The sequence below is a fragment of the Thalassoglobus neptunius genome, assembly GCF_007859735.1.
Classification (GTDB): domain Bacteria; phylum Planctomycetota; class Planctomycetia; order Planctomycetales; family Planctomycetaceae; genus Thalassoglobus; species Thalassoglobus neptunius.
In genome coordinates this window covers 160,587-175,067 of the sequence record NZ_SIHI01000001.1, presented here as the reverse complement: position 1 = coordinate 175,067, position 14,481 = coordinate 160,587, and the positions used below count along the sequence as shown (strand labels likewise).

At 52.3% G+C, this 14,481-nt stretch carries 13 protein-coding genes; 10 read left to right on the top strand and 3 right to left on the bottom strand.

The features are described from left to right. Positions 1-135 precede the first annotated feature (135 nt). The 3 genes from KOR42_RS00685 (at position 136) to KOR42_RS00675 (ending at position 4,761) form a co-directional block, all read left to right on the top strand. Entirely contained in the window at positions 136-1,533 is a 1,398-nt protein-coding gene (locus tag KOR42_RS00685) for a sodium:calcium antiporter (RefSeq protein WP_146506706.1), read from the top strand. Positions 1,534-1,835: 302 nt separating this feature from the next. Then, positions 1,836-3,080 carry a lactate racemase domain-containing protein gene (locus KOR42_RS00680; protein WP_146506705.1) on the top strand — a complete coding sequence of 415 codons (1,245 nt, stop codon included), beginning with the start codon at positions 1,836-1,838 and terminating at the stop codon, positions 3,078-3,080. Positions 3,081-3,336: 256 nt separating this feature from the next. Then, on the top strand, positions 3,337-4,761 hold the full coding sequence (locus tag KOR42_RS00675; RefSeq protein WP_146506704.1) for a proline dehydrogenase family protein: 1,425 nt from the start codon (positions 3,337-3,339) through the stop codon (positions 4,759-4,761). Positions 4,762-4,885: 124 nt separating this feature from the next. Here KOR42_RS00675 and KOR42_RS00670 read toward each other — a convergent pair whose 3' ends face one another. From KOR42_RS00670 to KOR42_RS00660, 3 genes are all read right to left on the bottom strand, one after another. After that, the gene (locus KOR42_RS00670; protein WP_146506703.1) at positions 4,886-5,881 is read right to left on the bottom strand and encodes an ROK family protein; all 996 of its coding nucleotides are present in this window, start codon (positions 5,879-5,881) and stop codon (positions 4,886-4,888) included. A 305-nt stretch (positions 5,882-6,186) separates the two neighbouring features. Continuing rightward, positions 6,187-6,780 carry a pyroglutamyl-peptidase I family protein gene (locus KOR42_RS00665; RefSeq protein WP_146506702.1) on the bottom strand — a complete coding sequence of 198 codons (594 nt, stop codon included), beginning with the start codon at positions 6,778-6,780 and terminating at the stop codon, positions 6,187-6,189. A gap of 22 nt (positions 6,781-6,802) precedes the next feature. Continuing rightward, entirely contained in the window at positions 6,803-7,108 is a 306-nt protein-coding gene (locus tag KOR42_RS00660; RefSeq protein ID WP_146506701.1) for a tetratricopeptide repeat protein, read from the bottom strand. A 257-nt stretch (positions 7,109-7,365) separates the two neighbouring features. Between KOR42_RS00660 and KOR42_RS00655 the strand changes: the two genes are divergently transcribed. The 7 genes from KOR42_RS00655 (at position 7,366) to KOR42_RS00625 (ending at position 14,407) form a co-directional block, all read left to right on the top strand. Then, entirely contained in the window at positions 7,366-8,778 is a 1,413-nt protein-coding gene (locus KOR42_RS00655; protein WP_231740551.1) for a trypsin-like peptidase domain-containing protein, read from the top strand. A gap of 314 nt (positions 8,779-9,092) precedes the next feature. After that, positions 9,093-9,992 carry a hypothetical protein gene (locus KOR42_RS00650; protein WP_146506700.1) on the top strand — a complete coding sequence of 300 codons (900 nt, stop codon included), beginning with the start codon at positions 9,093-9,095 and terminating at the stop codon, positions 9,990-9,992. 171 nt (positions 9,993-10,163) lie between these two features. Further along, positions 10,164-10,769 (top strand): hypothetical protein, encoded by a 606-nt coding sequence (locus KOR42_RS00645; protein WP_146506699.1) that lies wholly within the window; start codon positions 10,164-10,166, stop codon positions 10,767-10,769. A gap of 96 nt (positions 10,770-10,865) precedes the next feature. After that, positions 10,866-11,993, top strand: a complete 1,128-nt coding sequence (locus KOR42_RS00640; protein WP_146506698.1) for an aldose epimerase family protein — start codon at positions 10,866-10,868, stop codon at positions 11,991-11,993. A 286-nt stretch (positions 11,994-12,279) separates the two neighbouring features. After that, positions 12,280-13,218, top strand: coding sequence for a hypothetical protein (locus KOR42_RS26385; protein ID WP_197440736.1), 939 nt, complete (start codon positions 12,280-12,282; stop codon positions 13,216-13,218). 105 nt (positions 13,219-13,323) lie between these two features. Further along, the gene (locus tag KOR42_RS00630; protein WP_146506697.1) at positions 13,324-13,878 is read left to right on the top strand and encodes an RNA polymerase sigma factor; all 555 of its coding nucleotides are present in this window, start codon (positions 13,324-13,326) and stop codon (positions 13,876-13,878) included. Continuing rightward, a complete protein-coding gene (locus KOR42_RS00625; protein WP_146506696.1) occupies positions 13,871-14,407 on the top strand; it encodes a hypothetical protein in 537 nt (178 codons plus the stop codon). The genes KOR42_RS00630 and KOR42_RS00625 overlap by 8 nt, the downstream gene beginning before the upstream one ends. The last annotated feature ends 74 nt before the right edge of the window (positions 14,408-14,481 follow it).

Sequence of the window (14,481 nt, the reverse complement as noted above, 5' to 3'; positions counted from 1 at the left end):
GAGTGGGCAGTCACGGTCTTGGCCAAGCTTTGCGAGTGACTCATTCAGTTGTGATTGACCAAATTTCGGTTAACTTGATTCACCCTGCCGTCATCTGTCGACGGATTGCGCCTGCCTCCCAACGGTTTCCTCACCATGTTAAATGAGAATACGCACTCTGAATCGAACGATGAAGAGGACGGTCTCGACCGCGTCGGATTGTTGGTTAGCTCACTGATCGCAATGTTGTGTCTGATCATGTGGGGAGTGAAAGCGTCGACGGGTGCGTACTGGGCAGAAATCGGTTTGCTCATCAGTCAGGTCGCTTTGATCTCGGTCGTCATCTGGCAAGCCTGCGATCCCTTCGCGGATGCAGCCCAATGGATTGGAGATCGTTTTCAGCTTCCCGGATCTGTTCGGGGGGCTACTCTCGATGCAGTGGCCAGTTCCATGCCCGAACTGTTCAGTGGAATTTTCTTCGTCGTTGTGGCTCTTGCGGCGGTTGAGGGGGGAATTCCCGAAGACAGAGTTGCAGCTGGATCGGAAGGCTACGGCTCGACGATCGCAACATGTGCCGGCAGCGCTGTCTACAACATGATTCTGATTCCGGCGTTTTGCGGACTCGTCATTGCATTCTCTCGCAAGAGTCGACCGACGATTGATGTCGAAGACGAAGTCATTTCGCGAGACGGAATGTGGTTCGTCGGTTGCGAAATGCTGCTTATTCTCTTTCTGTTTCAGAACACGATGCACTGGTGGATGGCCATCGTGTTTCTTTGTCTGTACGCGGTTTACATCTTTCAGCTTTATCGCGATGCAGGAACTTACCGAAAGAAGGTTTCTGCGATTCGACAATACGTGGCCGAGAATGGAGCGGATGTCGGGGTTGGAGATGTCATGGATGCGATGGCTCATGCGGGATGGAGAGTCTCGCGAGAACTGGTCATGACGACGCTTGCAGAAATTCGTGACGATTTGGCTAACGACGGCGAAACCGACGACGATGAGACCGAGAGCGCGGATATCTTTTTCGGTCTTTTCTCGGTGTCGCTCAACCCGTTGACAGTCTTCCTTGTGCTATCGCTTTCGACTCTTGTGGCAGCGGGGGCTTGCTATTTTCTGGTTGAGGTCACACTTGAAACAGCGAAACTGCTGTCGGTGCCTACTTTCTTTGTGGCTGTCGTGTTGGCAGCGGCGGCATCTTCAGTTCCGGATACGTTTCTGGCGATTGGGGCTGCTCGACGCGGTGACGATTCTGGAGCGGTTTCGAATGCTTTTGGATCGAACATCTTCGATATCTGTGTCTGTCTTTCGATTCCGCTCCTCGTAAACTCCTATCTGACAGAATGGCAACCGGTCGCACTGTTGCAGGATGGTCGTCCGATCGCGGGGCTGGTGGGGCTCAGAATTTTGCTCGTCGTTTTGACTGTCCTGACTCTGGCGATCATGTGGCACAACCGTCAGCTGACGTTTCGGAAGTCTCTCGTCTTGTGCGGGCTGTACGGAGTGTTTCTTGCATACGCGGTTCTCGGATCGTTGGGAGTGCTATTCTAAGAGGTTTTCGGCATTGTTTTCCGGCTGCAAGTTGGCAATTGAATCGGTGTCGACTGACATTCGAGTGGCGAATCTCTCACGTCGCTGGATGGTGGTCCGCGGGAGTGATTCGGAAATTTCTCAACCTGAAAGCATTCGAGAACCTTACGCATTCAGAGCCAGTTTTGAGACCACTTCTGGTGACGTCCCTGGCTGATGGTCGCTATACTTCCGGATTCCATCCGTCGAAAAGTACGATTCGGAATCGTGAGGTTTTGATTCCTCATTGAGACAAGTCCTGGTTCTTCAAACGAAAAGATCGAATGACATCAGTTCCGCAGCTCACAGAAGACGAGGTTCGCTCGTGGTTTGAGACAGAGCTCCCGAGCGAAGAGTTCTCAGGCAAGAAAGTTCTGCTGATCGTTCCGGATGCGACTCGAACGGCTCCGATGCCTCTTCTGTTCGATTGCGTGCACTCGAAATTGAGCCCGCATGTCAGCCAAATCGATGTCATCTTTGCGCTCGGAACTCATCAGCCGATGCCGGAAACTCAGATGATGTCGCTTCTGGGAATAACGGCGGAACAACGTTCGACGAAGTACCGTGATGTCAAGCTGATGAATCACCATTGGGATCGCGATGAGGCTCTCAGCACGATCGGCGAATTGAGTCCGGAGGAAACCGAAAGAATTTCGGACGGGCTGCTCTCGATGAATGTTCCGATTCAGATCAACCGATGCATTCACGATTACGAAATCCTGCTGGTGCTCGGTCCTGTCTTCCCACACGAAGTGGTCGGCTTTTCCGGTGGAAACAAGTATTTCTTCCCGGGAATTTCTGGTCCCAAGCTTTTGAATTTCTTCCATTGGCTGGGAGCCTTGATCACGAATGTCGGGATTATTGGAGTCAAGAAAACTCCGGTCCGCGAAGTTGTCGATCTGGCAGCGACGCGCATTCCCGTGGAGCGTCGTGCGATTACGTTCGTTGTGGCTTCTGACGGAACAACCAATCTGCATGGTTTGTTCTATGGAACTCCGGAAGACGCATGGAGTCGAGCGGCAGATGTCTCGTCGCAGACACATATTAAACGGCTCGATAAACCTTTTCAGACCGTGCTTTCCTGTTCGCCTCAGATGTATGACGAACTCTGGACGGCTGGGAAGTGCATGTACAAACTCGAACCCGTAGTTGCTGATGGGGGAGAGTTGATCATCTACGCTCCCCATCTCAGAGAAATCTCAGTGACTCATGACAAGACCATCCGGGAAATCGGTTACCATTGTCGTGACTACTTCATCAAGCAGTGGGATCAGTTCAAGCATCTGCCGTGGGGAGTTCTGGCGCATTCGACTCACGTTCGCGGATCAGGGACTTTCGAAAATGGTGTAGAGAACTGCCGAGTGAAAGTGACTCTCGCATCTCAGGTCCCGCCGGAAGAATGTGAAGCCATCAACCTCGGATACCGAAATCCGGACGACATCAATATCGAAGACTTTGCAAACCGCGAAGACGAAGGCGTGCTTCTCGTTCGCAAAGCTGGCGAGCAGTTGTATCGGCTTGCCGAATAGTCCCGGACGGATGCGCGGAACACCGCATTTTCGATCGTGGTGTGCGGAACACCACATTTTCGATTGTCGTGTCAGGTTCGGGAGTGGTGTCAGGAGTCGGCATTCACACTCGCCGCTGTTCGTCAGGTTGGCGTTCAGGATATCATTGCTGATTGAAGTGAACGGAAGAGTTTCTACGTTCGGTCAATGCGGCTCACATCGTCAGGCGGACGGTGGCATCTGACCAGAGTGAACTTAAGAAGAGATTGACGGAGAGATGACGAAGCAGAGTGGAGCAGACGATCTGACTGAGCGCGTCGAAGAAGCGACACAGCGGATCGGACGAGAACTGTGGAGCCAGTTGAGCCGAAGAAAGCCGACCGTTTTTGAACGACGATGGTGGCTCGATCACATCCTGGAATGGGCAATGCAGGATGAATCGGTCAAGATTCAGATGTTTCGATTCGTTGATGTCTTGCCGATGCTCAAATCGAGTGCGACTGTGACTCAGCACTTGCAAGAATACTTCGATGAAGTCCGCGATCAGCTTCCGGTCGCTGCCCGGCTTGGACTCGACGTCGCCCAGCCTGACTCAATTCTCGGGAAAGCGCTGGCGTTAAACGCGAGAAACAATGCACGAAAAATGGCGGAACGCTTCATCGCCGGAGAGAAACCTGAAGAGGTGCTCAAAAGTGTCGCTCGGTTGAGAAAACAGGGGTTGGCATTCAGTCTCGATCTGCTCGGCGAAGCGATTATCAGCGACAGTGAAGCTGACGCCTATCAACAGGCCTATCTTCACCTGATTGAAAATCTTGCTCCGGAAGTCAATCAATGGCCGGATGATGCTGTTCTCGATCAGGATCATCAGGGATGGATTCCGAAGTGTCAGGTGTCGCTGAAGCTTTCGGGGCTCGTCAGCCATTTTCGACCAGTTGATGCCGACGGAATGAGCAAACGAGTGAAGGAACGGCTGCGGCCGATTTTTCGGCTCGCTCGAGAACTCAACGCGTATGTTCACATCGACATGGAAAATTACGAGTGCAAACCACTGACGCTCCAGATCTTCCAGGAAATCCTCATGGAAGACGAATTCCGCGACTGGCCGGATTGCGGAATCGTGATTCAAGCTTATCTGCCCGATGCAGGCGACGATTTGCAGTCGTTGTTGAGTTTTGCCAAAGAACGAGGAACCTCAATCGGGATTCGGCTCGTCAAAGGAGCCTATTGGGATTACGAAACGATTACGGCCGAATATCGAGGATGGCCGTGTCCTGTGTATACCAATAAATGGGAGTCGGACCACAACTTTGAGGTCCAGACGCGTTTTCTGTTCGAGAATTACAAATACTTGCGACCGGCAATTGCCTCTCACAACCTCAGAAGCCTTGCGCATGCGATTGCATGGGCTGAGGAACTCAAGATTCCCGCGAATGCGTGGGAAATCCAAATGCTGTACGGGATGGCAGAAGAACAGCAGCAACTGTTCAGTGAGTTAGGCCACCGTGTTCGGATCTATACCCCATTCGGGCAGCTGTTGCCCGGGATGTCTTATCTTGTGCGTCGACTCCTTGAGAACACGTCGAATGAGTCTTTCTTGCGGCTGGCCTACGATCAGTCGAGATCCATCGATGAACTGTTGAAAGATCCTCAACTCACGGGGCAACAGTCAGAGAGTCAAGCTGCCGTCGCTTCCGGAGCGTAAACTCGAAACTCTCTGATTGTCAGAATCCAATTGAAGAGACAATCAGAGAAGTTCGAGTTCGGCAGATCGCTTTGAGAGAAAGAAGAAAACCGCTCGCTTCTTGATGAGGAGCGGCCGCGCGGGACTAATCTTTCTTCTCATCAGAAAGCTGATACTCTGCCCAGAGTGCCGCGCCGAGAACACCTGCATCGTCTTCCAGTTTGGCGGGGACGATGGTGAAACTGTCCCGGTAGGCAGGCATGACTCGTTTGTTGGCTGCTTTGAAGACTTGCGGGATGAACAAATCCGGCATCGCTTCCACGAGTCCCCCTCCCAGAACAACGATATCGGGGCCGATTAGGTTGATCGCGCTGGCGACGGCGATTCCGATATATCGGGCTGCTTCGAGAATAATTTCCTCGATCGCTGTGTCACCTTTGGAAATGGAATTGGAGAGGGCTCCGCTGCGAATCTTCGAGAGATCGACTCCCGAGTGATCGAGCAAGTTCGGTGCATCGCCCCGGTAGGCGGTTCGGGCTGCTTGAGATGCAATCGCCAACCGACTCGCCACCGATTCCAGACATCCACGTTGCCCGCAACCACAGCGAGGTCCGTTCGACATGACTTGAATGTGACCGATTTCAAACGCCGAGACCTGTTTTCCTCGCAGAATTTCTCCGCGATAAACACATCCGCCGCCGATTCCGGTGCCCGCGAAGACGCCGATCAAGCAGCGTGCATCTTTTCCCGCTCCGACTCGGTATTCGGCATAAGTTCCGGCGTCGACATCGTTTAAGACTGCAACGGGGCATTTCAAATCTTCAGAGACTTGTTCCTTGAGCGGGACCGCTTCCCAGCCCAGATTCGGGAGATCGAGTAAAATACCGCGATCCATATCAATCGGCCCGGGGCAGCCGATGCCAATTCCCTTTAAGTCGGAAGGCTTGAGATCTGCCTTTTTTAAAGCGTCATTGATTGTGTCGATGATCCGGTCAACACCTGCTCGTTCGGACGTTCCTGGCTTGGTTCGCTTCCGTTCTTTCGCGATGACTTTCCAGTCCTCGTCGTAAACTTGAGCAAGCATTTTTGTTCCGCCGAGATCGAACCCCATCCAATATTGCGCTTTCGATTCGTCTCCCATCAGCTTCCTCTTTTCTGATTTTGTCTGAGGCTGAGAACTGAGTTTGCTCTGGCCAACCTCAAAACGGTGTTCTTTTAATCACGCTGGAATCGTGAATGGTTTCTTGATTGTTTTGTAACGCAGTTTCGTAGTTCGGATGGATTGCGAGCAGATTCAAGTATTTTTCCGAATAGTTTTCGCAATTTGCCATCAGCAAGCAGGACGAAAACCATTTTGAAACTTCCGAGCGAGCACAGAAAACGTGAGAAGGGTCTCACAACAATTTAATCAATTCCCCGGTGCAAATGTGAGTCGCAGCGGGCGAATTAATTCTTCTGAGCGGCAAACCAGCGGATCATGATCTGCAGCCCGGTCAGCGTCTGTTCCATTTGAAATCCGTTCTCATACGACGGAACATGTGTGAACAGAAACTTGAAGTGCGACTGAGAGGACTGCTCAAGCAGGTTGGCGTAATAGAGAAGATGATTGCAGACGTATCGACCTGCGTCTTGACTCAGTTCGGAACGAACACCCGATTGCTGAAGAACTTCGAGGAGCAAATCAACTCGATGGGGGCAGTCGAGATACTGACTTTGATCAGAAAGGATCGGAGTTCCCTGTCGAAGTTCATTCGAATTGTCTGGAATGGAAGCGTCGTCGAGATTCTCTCCGCACGTCTCCAGTCGCAAAGTCTCTTTGTGTCGTCCCACTCCGAAAGAGAGAACGACATCCGGATCGGACATTTCCAGAATCTGGTTCAGGGCGATCTCCACTCCGTTGTATTCGACCGGAAGTAAGAACGCTTCGATGAAGTGTCCGTCGATCAACGGAGTGTTTTGATTGATGATGTCAACGAGATCGTGAGTCGGGTTGGACGGAGTCCCGGGAAAAGCGGGGAATCCGGTGATGGCAAACTTCATAATTGGTTGGCTTATTTGTGACTCACAAGTTGTCGAGAAATTCTGTCATTTCTCCGAGGGCGTGAGAATCTCCGATTTTTTTTGCGACCTCAATCCCGTTTTCGAGCAAAGTTCGGGCTTCGTCGGCGCGATCTTCGGCTGCGAGCATCTGAGCCTCTTGAAAATAGGCGGGAACATAGTCCGGGTTGATGCCGCGAACTTTGGTGAAAGTTCGTTGTGCGTCCTCGATTTCTGACTCTTTAGCCAATTCCATCGCATAAGCGTAATTGAGAAAGAGATCGTCTGGCGAATCTTGCAGCATGTCTTCGATTTTTTTGCGGCGATTCATCGAGTGGCTTTCAACTTGAATAAGGACGGGAAGAAAGAGCGAGAAAGTGACTGAGCGGAGGACTGTATGCCGAAGGGTTTACCCAAATCAACAAGTGTCGGTTAGGTAAGTTTTGCGTCGCCGTCTGTCGGGTTTCAAGGGGCAGCGGAGATCATTCCGATCATGCAAGTTGTGGAGATCAAAGGAGTGGGCTTCGGTCGGCCAGAGGGATCTCGCCCAAGAATGGACTCAGTACCCCACCTGGAACAGGTCCGCAGATGACGAATCACTTTCGCCAATTACACACATGGTTGGCCATACTGACAGTCACTATAGCCACCTCAGCTTATGCTGAGGAGGAATTCGTTTCCGTGCGGAATACGCACAGAACGAGGATTGTTCAGCGTGCCCTCCAGTCGAGTGTGAATATTCACACCGAGAAAAGACAGAAGTCGCTCGACGTTGTCTTTTCTGCCGGAAAAGCATCGAAGATCAACGGAATGGGTTCCGGGATCATTATCGATGAACGCGGCTACATCGTGACCAATTATCACGTTGTGCAGGATGTCGAACGCCTTCGGGTGACGACATTCGATGGAGCCAAATACGAAGGGCGCGTGCTTGCCTACGATGCTCAAAAAGATCTCGCGGTGATCAAAATTGAACCGCGAAGCAGTCTCATCGTTGGCCAGATGGGGTCGTCATCGGACTTAATGCTCGGTGAAGATGTCATCGCGATCGGCAATGCCTACGGGTACGAGTCGACAGTCACGCTGGGAATCGTCAGCCATAAGTCTCGCGACGTTGAAGTCAACGAAGAGCAAGCTTACGAAAACCTGATTCAGATCGATGCAGCGATCAATCCGGGGAACAGCGGGGGACCGCTCCTCAACGTGGATGGCGATGTCATCGGAATCAACGTGGCCATTCGGGCTGGTGCTCAGCGAATCGGGTTCGCAATTCCAATCGACGACGCTCGCCGAACAGTTGCTCGACTGATCAACATCGAACGGCATCATCAGACTTATCACGGCGTGCGAGCGATCGACTACAAGAATGGTCGTGACCGCAAATTCGTCGTGCAGTCGACAATGCCTGGCTCACCGGCCAGTGCTGCTGGCCTTGAGAATGGGGATGTCATCATTCGTTCCGGATCAGTCGATGTTGTCGACGCGACTGATTTCGAACGTTCTCTCTTCGGAAAGCGGGCAGGCGAAACTGTCGACCTGGTCGTTCTCCGCGACGGCAAGGAAGAGAATCTGCAACTTTCGGTGGGCTCATTGACGGGACAGCGATCGACGATCCAAGGTCAAATCGCCAGCCGGGCTCAATCGCCAGATCACTCGATTGCCTCTTCGCCATCGTCGACTTTGAATAAAGAAGACGAATCTGTCTGGCAAACGTTGGGGCTCAAACTGGCGAAAGTCGCTTCGTCGACTCCTCTCCCGCGACCTTACAACGGCGGTTTCGAAGTGGTTGATCTGCGACCGCAGGGGCCCGCTTCGACGCGAGGGATTCAGCGAGGAGACATACTGGTCGGTCTCGACAAGTGGGAAACCGTGAAGCGTGACGACATCGACTATGTTCTCAATCAGCACCAGTCACGGCTGATGGGGCCACTTAAGTTCTACATCGTGAGGGATGGCGAAACGCTCTACGGAGAGATTCCTTTTGCGGTATCGCAACGATAACGATAATGAGGGACTGAGGCCGGATCTTTTCAAAGGTTCGGCCTCTTCCGTAGGAGACTTCTTGACGATCGACCATCACCGGCGATATTTTTAGAAGAGATTGGCGATCCGCTAAATTCCTAATTCCCGGTGTTTTTTAGGTCGCGATCGTCTGAAGTGGTTCATATGCCGATCTTCACATCAAAACCTATTCAGGAGGTGTGTGAAGATTCTTTCAGGTGTCTGCCACTCGGTAGAAACCATGAAGTGATTCGGTCCGACAACTCCGAGAGCCAGTTTTCGGCCGTTCCTGGCCAAGTCGAGGAAACCTCGCGATGCATCTGTACGGTAAAATCTTCCTTTGGATGGCAGTCGTCATTCTTATTCCGGCGATCTTTCTGACTACCATGGCACTTGACGTTCGCAGCAAGTGGCAGGCGGAAGTGAAGGAGCGTCAGGAGAAATTGAAAAGCAGCGAACAGCAGTTGGCTGAGATGCGGCTGACGGTTCGTAATCTCGAGGAAGAACTCCAACAGGAATCTCATCTTTGGGGCGAAGTCTGGCAGGCTCCAGGGTCACGGGCACTCCTTCTGAACGATGGAATTCCCCGATTCGATTTTGGAGTGGGACAAAACGCCGGATTGGGCGTTGGGCCAGATTCACAGTCTCCGACAGTTTTCGCTTTCGTTGAACCGCAGCCCGGCGAGTCGTCCCGGTTTCTCGGAGAGTTCGAAATCGGCGATCTCAAAGCAGCCCGTTCTGGCGGTCGATTGCTGAGAAATCCGTACCCGGGTGAAGTCCAGACATGGCCTCAACAGGGGAAAGTTCACCTGCGTCAAACGCTTCCTGGAAGTTGGGGAAGTGCGATTGCCGAGCTTGAGAGTGCAATCATCATCGCAGGCTCCAAGCTGGAAACGATGAAGATCAACGAAGAGATCGCTTCCCGGCAGATCAAGAACTCCGAAGAGTCTCTGGATCAGCGACTGGCCGAACTGAACGGTGACGGGAATGCTGCGGCCGGTGCGAGCGAAGAAGTTCTCAACGGGCTCGTCGAAACGCTTCGTAAGTACGATTCTGAACGGAATTCACTGCTTGAAAAAGTTCAGGAACTCCGACGTAAAGTCGTCAACGACTATCTCTCACTGACTCAGCAGATCAGCGAAAACCGCGAAGAAGTCGAGTCCCGACAGGCGGAAGTTTCTCCTGAAAAACCGGCTGTTGTCATTGCTCGATAGATCGCAATTGGTCAACGCCTGACCGGCAGCGAAGCATGCGAGTGTTTCAGTTCGGAGTTGGCTTCCTGGTGAAAGAGACGGGCGGGGCTGCGCCCAACACTGAGCATGTCGAGCAAAGACTTGCGAATGAGCTGTTCCTCTTCCGCAGAGATTGCGAGGAACTGATTCCTCATGTCGGAAAATGAACCAAACGATTTCTCTGACATTCCGTCTGTGGAGTTGGATCAAGGATTCGTCTCGACTCTCAGTTCGCTCTTGTTTTGGGGGACGTTTCTCGTTGCTTCGGCGATGTATGCTCCATTCGCACTCGCTCCGTCATTGGCCACGTTCTGTCGTGTCGAGCAGCAATATCTGAGTTTGGAAGAGCAACAGGCACGACGGTCTGCCGAAATTGCTCACATGCGACGGGTGGAAGCTGCCTTGCGGAGCGATCCTGATTTTGTGCGACGTCTGGCGGACCGTGAATTCGGGGCGTTGGGCAACGAGATCGGTCGCTTCGATGTCCGGGAGGAACTCGGCTACGATGCCCGGGTTCCAAGAGTTTCTGAGCAGAATGTCACTGAGACGGCTGAGAGTTGGTCGGCTCTCATTCCGGTCGAACTTCTGGAGATGTTCGCCAGTGACGGGACGTTTCGAACCCGGTGGGGCGTGGCCACTCTCTTTCTCTATCTATTCGCATTCGTTTGTCTGAGTGACGGGTTCACATCAGGAGCTATCGGGCGCGGAATGGTTCTCGGGCTGGTTGCGATTGCGAAGCGGTATCAGACCTCTGCATGAATTTGAGAGGCACACGCTTGTGAAACCGGTCGCGTGGTTTCAATAATCCTCGGATCAAACTCTATCGAAGTGTTCTTAGATCCGGAGATCATTCACATGTGGCGAACAAGCCTTCAACTGGCAGTTGTCTGGCCATTACTTTCTGCGACCGTCGCGCTCTCTGACGTCCCCGAAGCCAAACCGCTTGGGAAGACGAAAGACGGCGAAGCTGTCGAGAGCTATACATTGACGAACGACAACGGAATGGAAGTCCGCGTGATGACTCGCGGGGCGACGATCACGCACATCTTCGTTCCCGATTCAGAAGGCAATGTCGCTGACGTTGTGCTGGGCTTCGATGATGTCGCTGGGTATGAGTCCGAGGACAACCAGTACTTCGGGTGTACTGCTGGCCGTGTCGCCAATCGAATCGCCGGAGGTAAGTTTTCGCTGAATGGAAAAGACTATTCGCTGGCTGTTAATAACGAGCCGAACCATTTACATGGCGGTGTCGAACGAAGCCTCGACAAGGTTGTTTGGAAGGCGAAGCCGTTTGAAAATGATACGGGGCAGGGAGTTGTCTTCCGATATGTCAGCCCACACGGGGAAGAGGGCTATCCCGGAACGCTTTCTTCCGTCGTCCGAATGACATTGAAGAAAGACAAGAACGATCTTGTCATTCGCTACTCAGCGACGACTGATCAGGCGACCCCAATCAACCTGACGAATCATTCCTACTTCAATCTGGCTGGTGCAGGGAGTGAGACCGTCCTCGATCATGAATTGACGCTCTTCTGCGATTCGTACACACCTGTCGATGAAGGATTGATTCCGACTGGAGTGATTGAATCTGTTGAGGGAACTCCGATTGATTTTCGTGAGCCGCACAAAATTGGTGAGCGAATTACCGAATACGATGAAGCATCGACGATCGGGTACGATCACAATCTCGTCATCAATGGAGAGGCTGGAAAAACTCGCAAAGCAGCAGAACTGAAAGATCCGGAAAGCGGTCGAGTTTTGACTGTCAAAACAGATCAACCGGGCGTTCAGTTCTACTCGGGGAATTTCCTCAAAGGGCAGACCGGCAAAGAGGGCAAGGTTTATCCTCATCGCAGCGCCATCTGTCTTGAGACTCAACACTATCCCGATTCGATCAATCAACCTGAGTTCCCCAGTGTCGTTCTCGAACCGGGTGAGAAGTACCAGCATGTCTGCATCTTTTCATTCTCCACTGATGAGTAGTCCGCTTATGATGTGAGGATGATCGATGGCAGAATCGAACTTCCCTAAACAACGAAACAACGGCGTGATTGACGTCTCTGATTGAACGAAAGGCTGATACCTCAATGTGAGTGTCAGCCTTTTTCTTTTCGATTCTTAGGATTCTTTGAACTTCATGCGCGAAATCGGCAGGCGTGCTTCGTTGAGTTGATGTGTGATTCGAGAAGCGATCGAGCACATCGTTTCAATCGCAGCCCACTCGGTGAGTTGATCACACGGCATGATCACAAACAGCAAGGAGATTCATATGATGCAGATCAAACGTTTTCGATTTGTCTGGCTGCTCGGAGTTTCGGCGCTCTTCGTCGGTTTCGAACAGACTGCGATGGGGCAAGGTGGGTTTGGTGGGCCAGGTGGAGGTTATGGTTACGGAGGAGATCCCCGCCCGGAACCGGTAAAAGGAGATGTCTCATTCAAAGGTGGGACACTCGAAGAGTTTGCCGCCACGATGCGAGAAAGTTTCCAGGATCTGAATTTGATCGTTGATGAAAAGGCCCGTTCCGCGAAAGTCAACGAACTGCATGTTCGAAATGTTTCGGCGAAGAGCATTCTCGATCTGCTTCGAGTTTTGACCACTCCTCCCGTCGAAGTGTCGATCAGTCAGCCCGACATGATCGCGTTTCTCCGGACTGCACCTACCACTTCCGGGATGGGAGTCGACTACGGAGTCGACTACGGAGGAGGGGGCGGATATGGAGGGGGCGGATACGGTATGGGTGGCATGATGGGCGGCGACTATGGCGGAGTTTCTCAAAAACTAACGATGATCATCGAGACATTCCCAGTGGGCCCGATGCTCTCGGACGATTCAACGCTTGAGGTTGATGATCTCCTCAGCACAATTGAAACGGCAATCGAACTCCGGGAGGACACTGCAGAGTCGACACCGATTCGATTGAAGTATCATCCCAAGACGGGGTTGATGATTGTCGCTGGGACAGAGACCGATCTCGAAGTTGTCCGGCAGATCATTGATGCTTTAAAGCTTGTCAGTCAGCATGAAGCGAAGGCAACGGAGATGGATGATGAGCGAAAAGCGCTCATGGAGAACGTGAAGAACTACGCATCAGAGCTCCATCAAACGAAACAGAAAATCGCTGAGTTGGAAGAATTGGTCAAAAAGCGCGAGAGCGAAATTCTCTCGCTTCAGAAACAGGTCATTGAAGCCAAACGCGATTCGAGATGAACAACGTTGTTTTCATCAGAGATCAATCGCGTCGGTGAGAAATTGATTCTCACAGTTCAAGTCCGTGTCGAACGCGGATGAAAATGTTTCCTGCAGGATTCTGGGATGACGAGACCGGATGACACGCACGAACTGACCGAGGGTCTGATGGCCGGTGAAACAGAGGCGATTGAGAATTACTACGAAGAATTCTTTTCGACGATGTTTCATCAGGCCCAGCGCTCGATCGGTGCGGATGAACAAACCTGTCTCGATCTGGTCCATGATGCGATGTTGAAAATGTTGAAGTCGATTCGAGTCATGGAGAGCCGCTCGAAACTGAGAGCATGGACGAAAAAACTGGTCGCTTCGGTCGCGATCGACTTCCTGCGAAAGCGGCGGTCGCAACTCAGGTTAGCCCAGCGAGCCGCTGCCAACTCAGAAGCAGAAGCTTCGAATGAGGAACTCGAACGTGTCGAAGCGAGACTAATGTGGCTGAGCGAAAGTCTCAGTCTTCTGGATGCGGACTCCCGGCGTCTTGTCACAATGCGCTACCGTTGGGGATGGACACTTAAACGCATTGCCGACGCGATCGGACTGAATCCGGGAGCAGTGGATGGGCGACTCGGACGAATCGTGGAACAGCTACGGAGTCAGGCGGAGGGTGTTGAACATGATTGATAACGTAAACGCGACACTCAGTGAGACTGGCCGACAACGCAAGCAGGAAATTCTGTCCAATGTCATTGGCGCAGCGAATGACCTGCGACGTCGTCGCCGACAGAGAAAACAGGCCTCGGCGGTGATTGGTCTGGCAATGCTTTGCGGGTTTGGTCTGTGGATGGCGATTCCCGATCAACAGGTCAAGCAGGCACATCACGAGATCCCCACAACTCCTGTTGTCACTCCCATCGAAAAAGACCCGCCGGAGTTGGTCCCCTCACATTCACCTGTTCCAGAAGTTGTTGTGAACGAGGAAACTGCTCCGAAGAGATCGCGAGTCGAATTTGAAATCGTCGAGACGAGAGAAGGGGTGCTGGACCGATATGCCATCGATCGGACTGTGCCATCAACCGGGCGTGTGGTCTTTGAAATTCTCGATGATGATGCGCTCGTTCGCGAGATCATTTCCTGGAAGCTTCCGTGGGGCCTGGCAAGTTTTGAAGGGCACGTCATGCTGATTCCGCATGAAGAAGCGGAAAATCTCTGACGCGGGTTGCTCGCCGTCTGCGGTCGGAAACGACTCTTTACGATTTCCCGAATCTCAATCGTTGGTGCGGTTCG

What these genes read in the sequence shown, in the direction of transcription:
- KOR42_RS00685 (WP_146506706.1), top strand. Translation starts at nt 136, where the DNA reads ATGTTAAATGAGAATACGCACTCTGAATCGAACGATGAAGAGGACGGT.
- KOR42_RS00625 (WP_146506696.1), top strand. Translation starts at nt 13,871, where the DNA reads ATGATTGATAACGTAAACGCGACACTCAGTGAGACTGGCCGACAACGC.
- KOR42_RS00655 (WP_231740551.1), top strand. Translation starts at nt 7,366, where the DNA reads ATGACGAATCACTTTCGCCAATTACACACATGGTTGGCCATACTGACA.
- KOR42_RS00630 (WP_146506697.1), top strand. Translation starts at nt 13,324, where the DNA reads ATGACGAGACCGGATGACACGCACGAACTGACCGAGGGTCTGATGGCC.
- KOR42_RS00665 (WP_146506702.1), bottom strand. Translation starts at nt 6,780, where the DNA reads ATGAAGTTTGCCATCACCGGATTCCCCGCTTTTCCCGGGACTCCGTCC.
- KOR42_RS00660 (WP_146506701.1), bottom strand. Translation starts at nt 7,108, where the DNA reads ATGAATCGCCGCAAAAAAATCGAAGACATGCTGCAAGATTCGCCAGAC.
- KOR42_RS00675 (WP_146506704.1), top strand. Translation starts at nt 3,337, where the DNA reads ATGACGAAGCAGAGTGGAGCAGACGATCTGACTGAGCGCGTCGAAGAA.
- KOR42_RS26385 (WP_197440736.1), top strand. Translation starts at nt 12,280, where the DNA reads ATGATGCAGATCAAACGTTTTCGATTTGTCTGGCTGCTCGGAGTTTCG.
- KOR42_RS00670 (WP_146506703.1), bottom strand. Translation starts at nt 5,881, where the DNA reads ATGGGAGACGAATCGAAAGCGCAATATTGGATGGGGTTCGATCTCGGC.
- KOR42_RS00640 (WP_146506698.1), top strand. Translation starts at nt 10,866, where the DNA reads ATGTGGCGAACAAGCCTTCAACTGGCAGTTGTCTGGCCATTACTTTCT.
- KOR42_RS00680 (WP_146506705.1), top strand. Translation starts at nt 1,836, where the DNA reads ATGACATCAGTTCCGCAGCTCACAGAAGACGAGGTTCGCTCGTGGTTT.
- KOR42_RS00650 (WP_146506700.1), top strand. Translation starts at nt 9,093, where the DNA reads ATGCATCTGTACGGTAAAATCTTCCTTTGGATGGCAGTCGTCATTCTT.
- KOR42_RS00645 (WP_146506699.1), top strand. Translation starts at nt 10,164, where the DNA reads ATGTCGGAAAATGAACCAAACGATTTCTCTGACATTCCGTCTGTGGAG.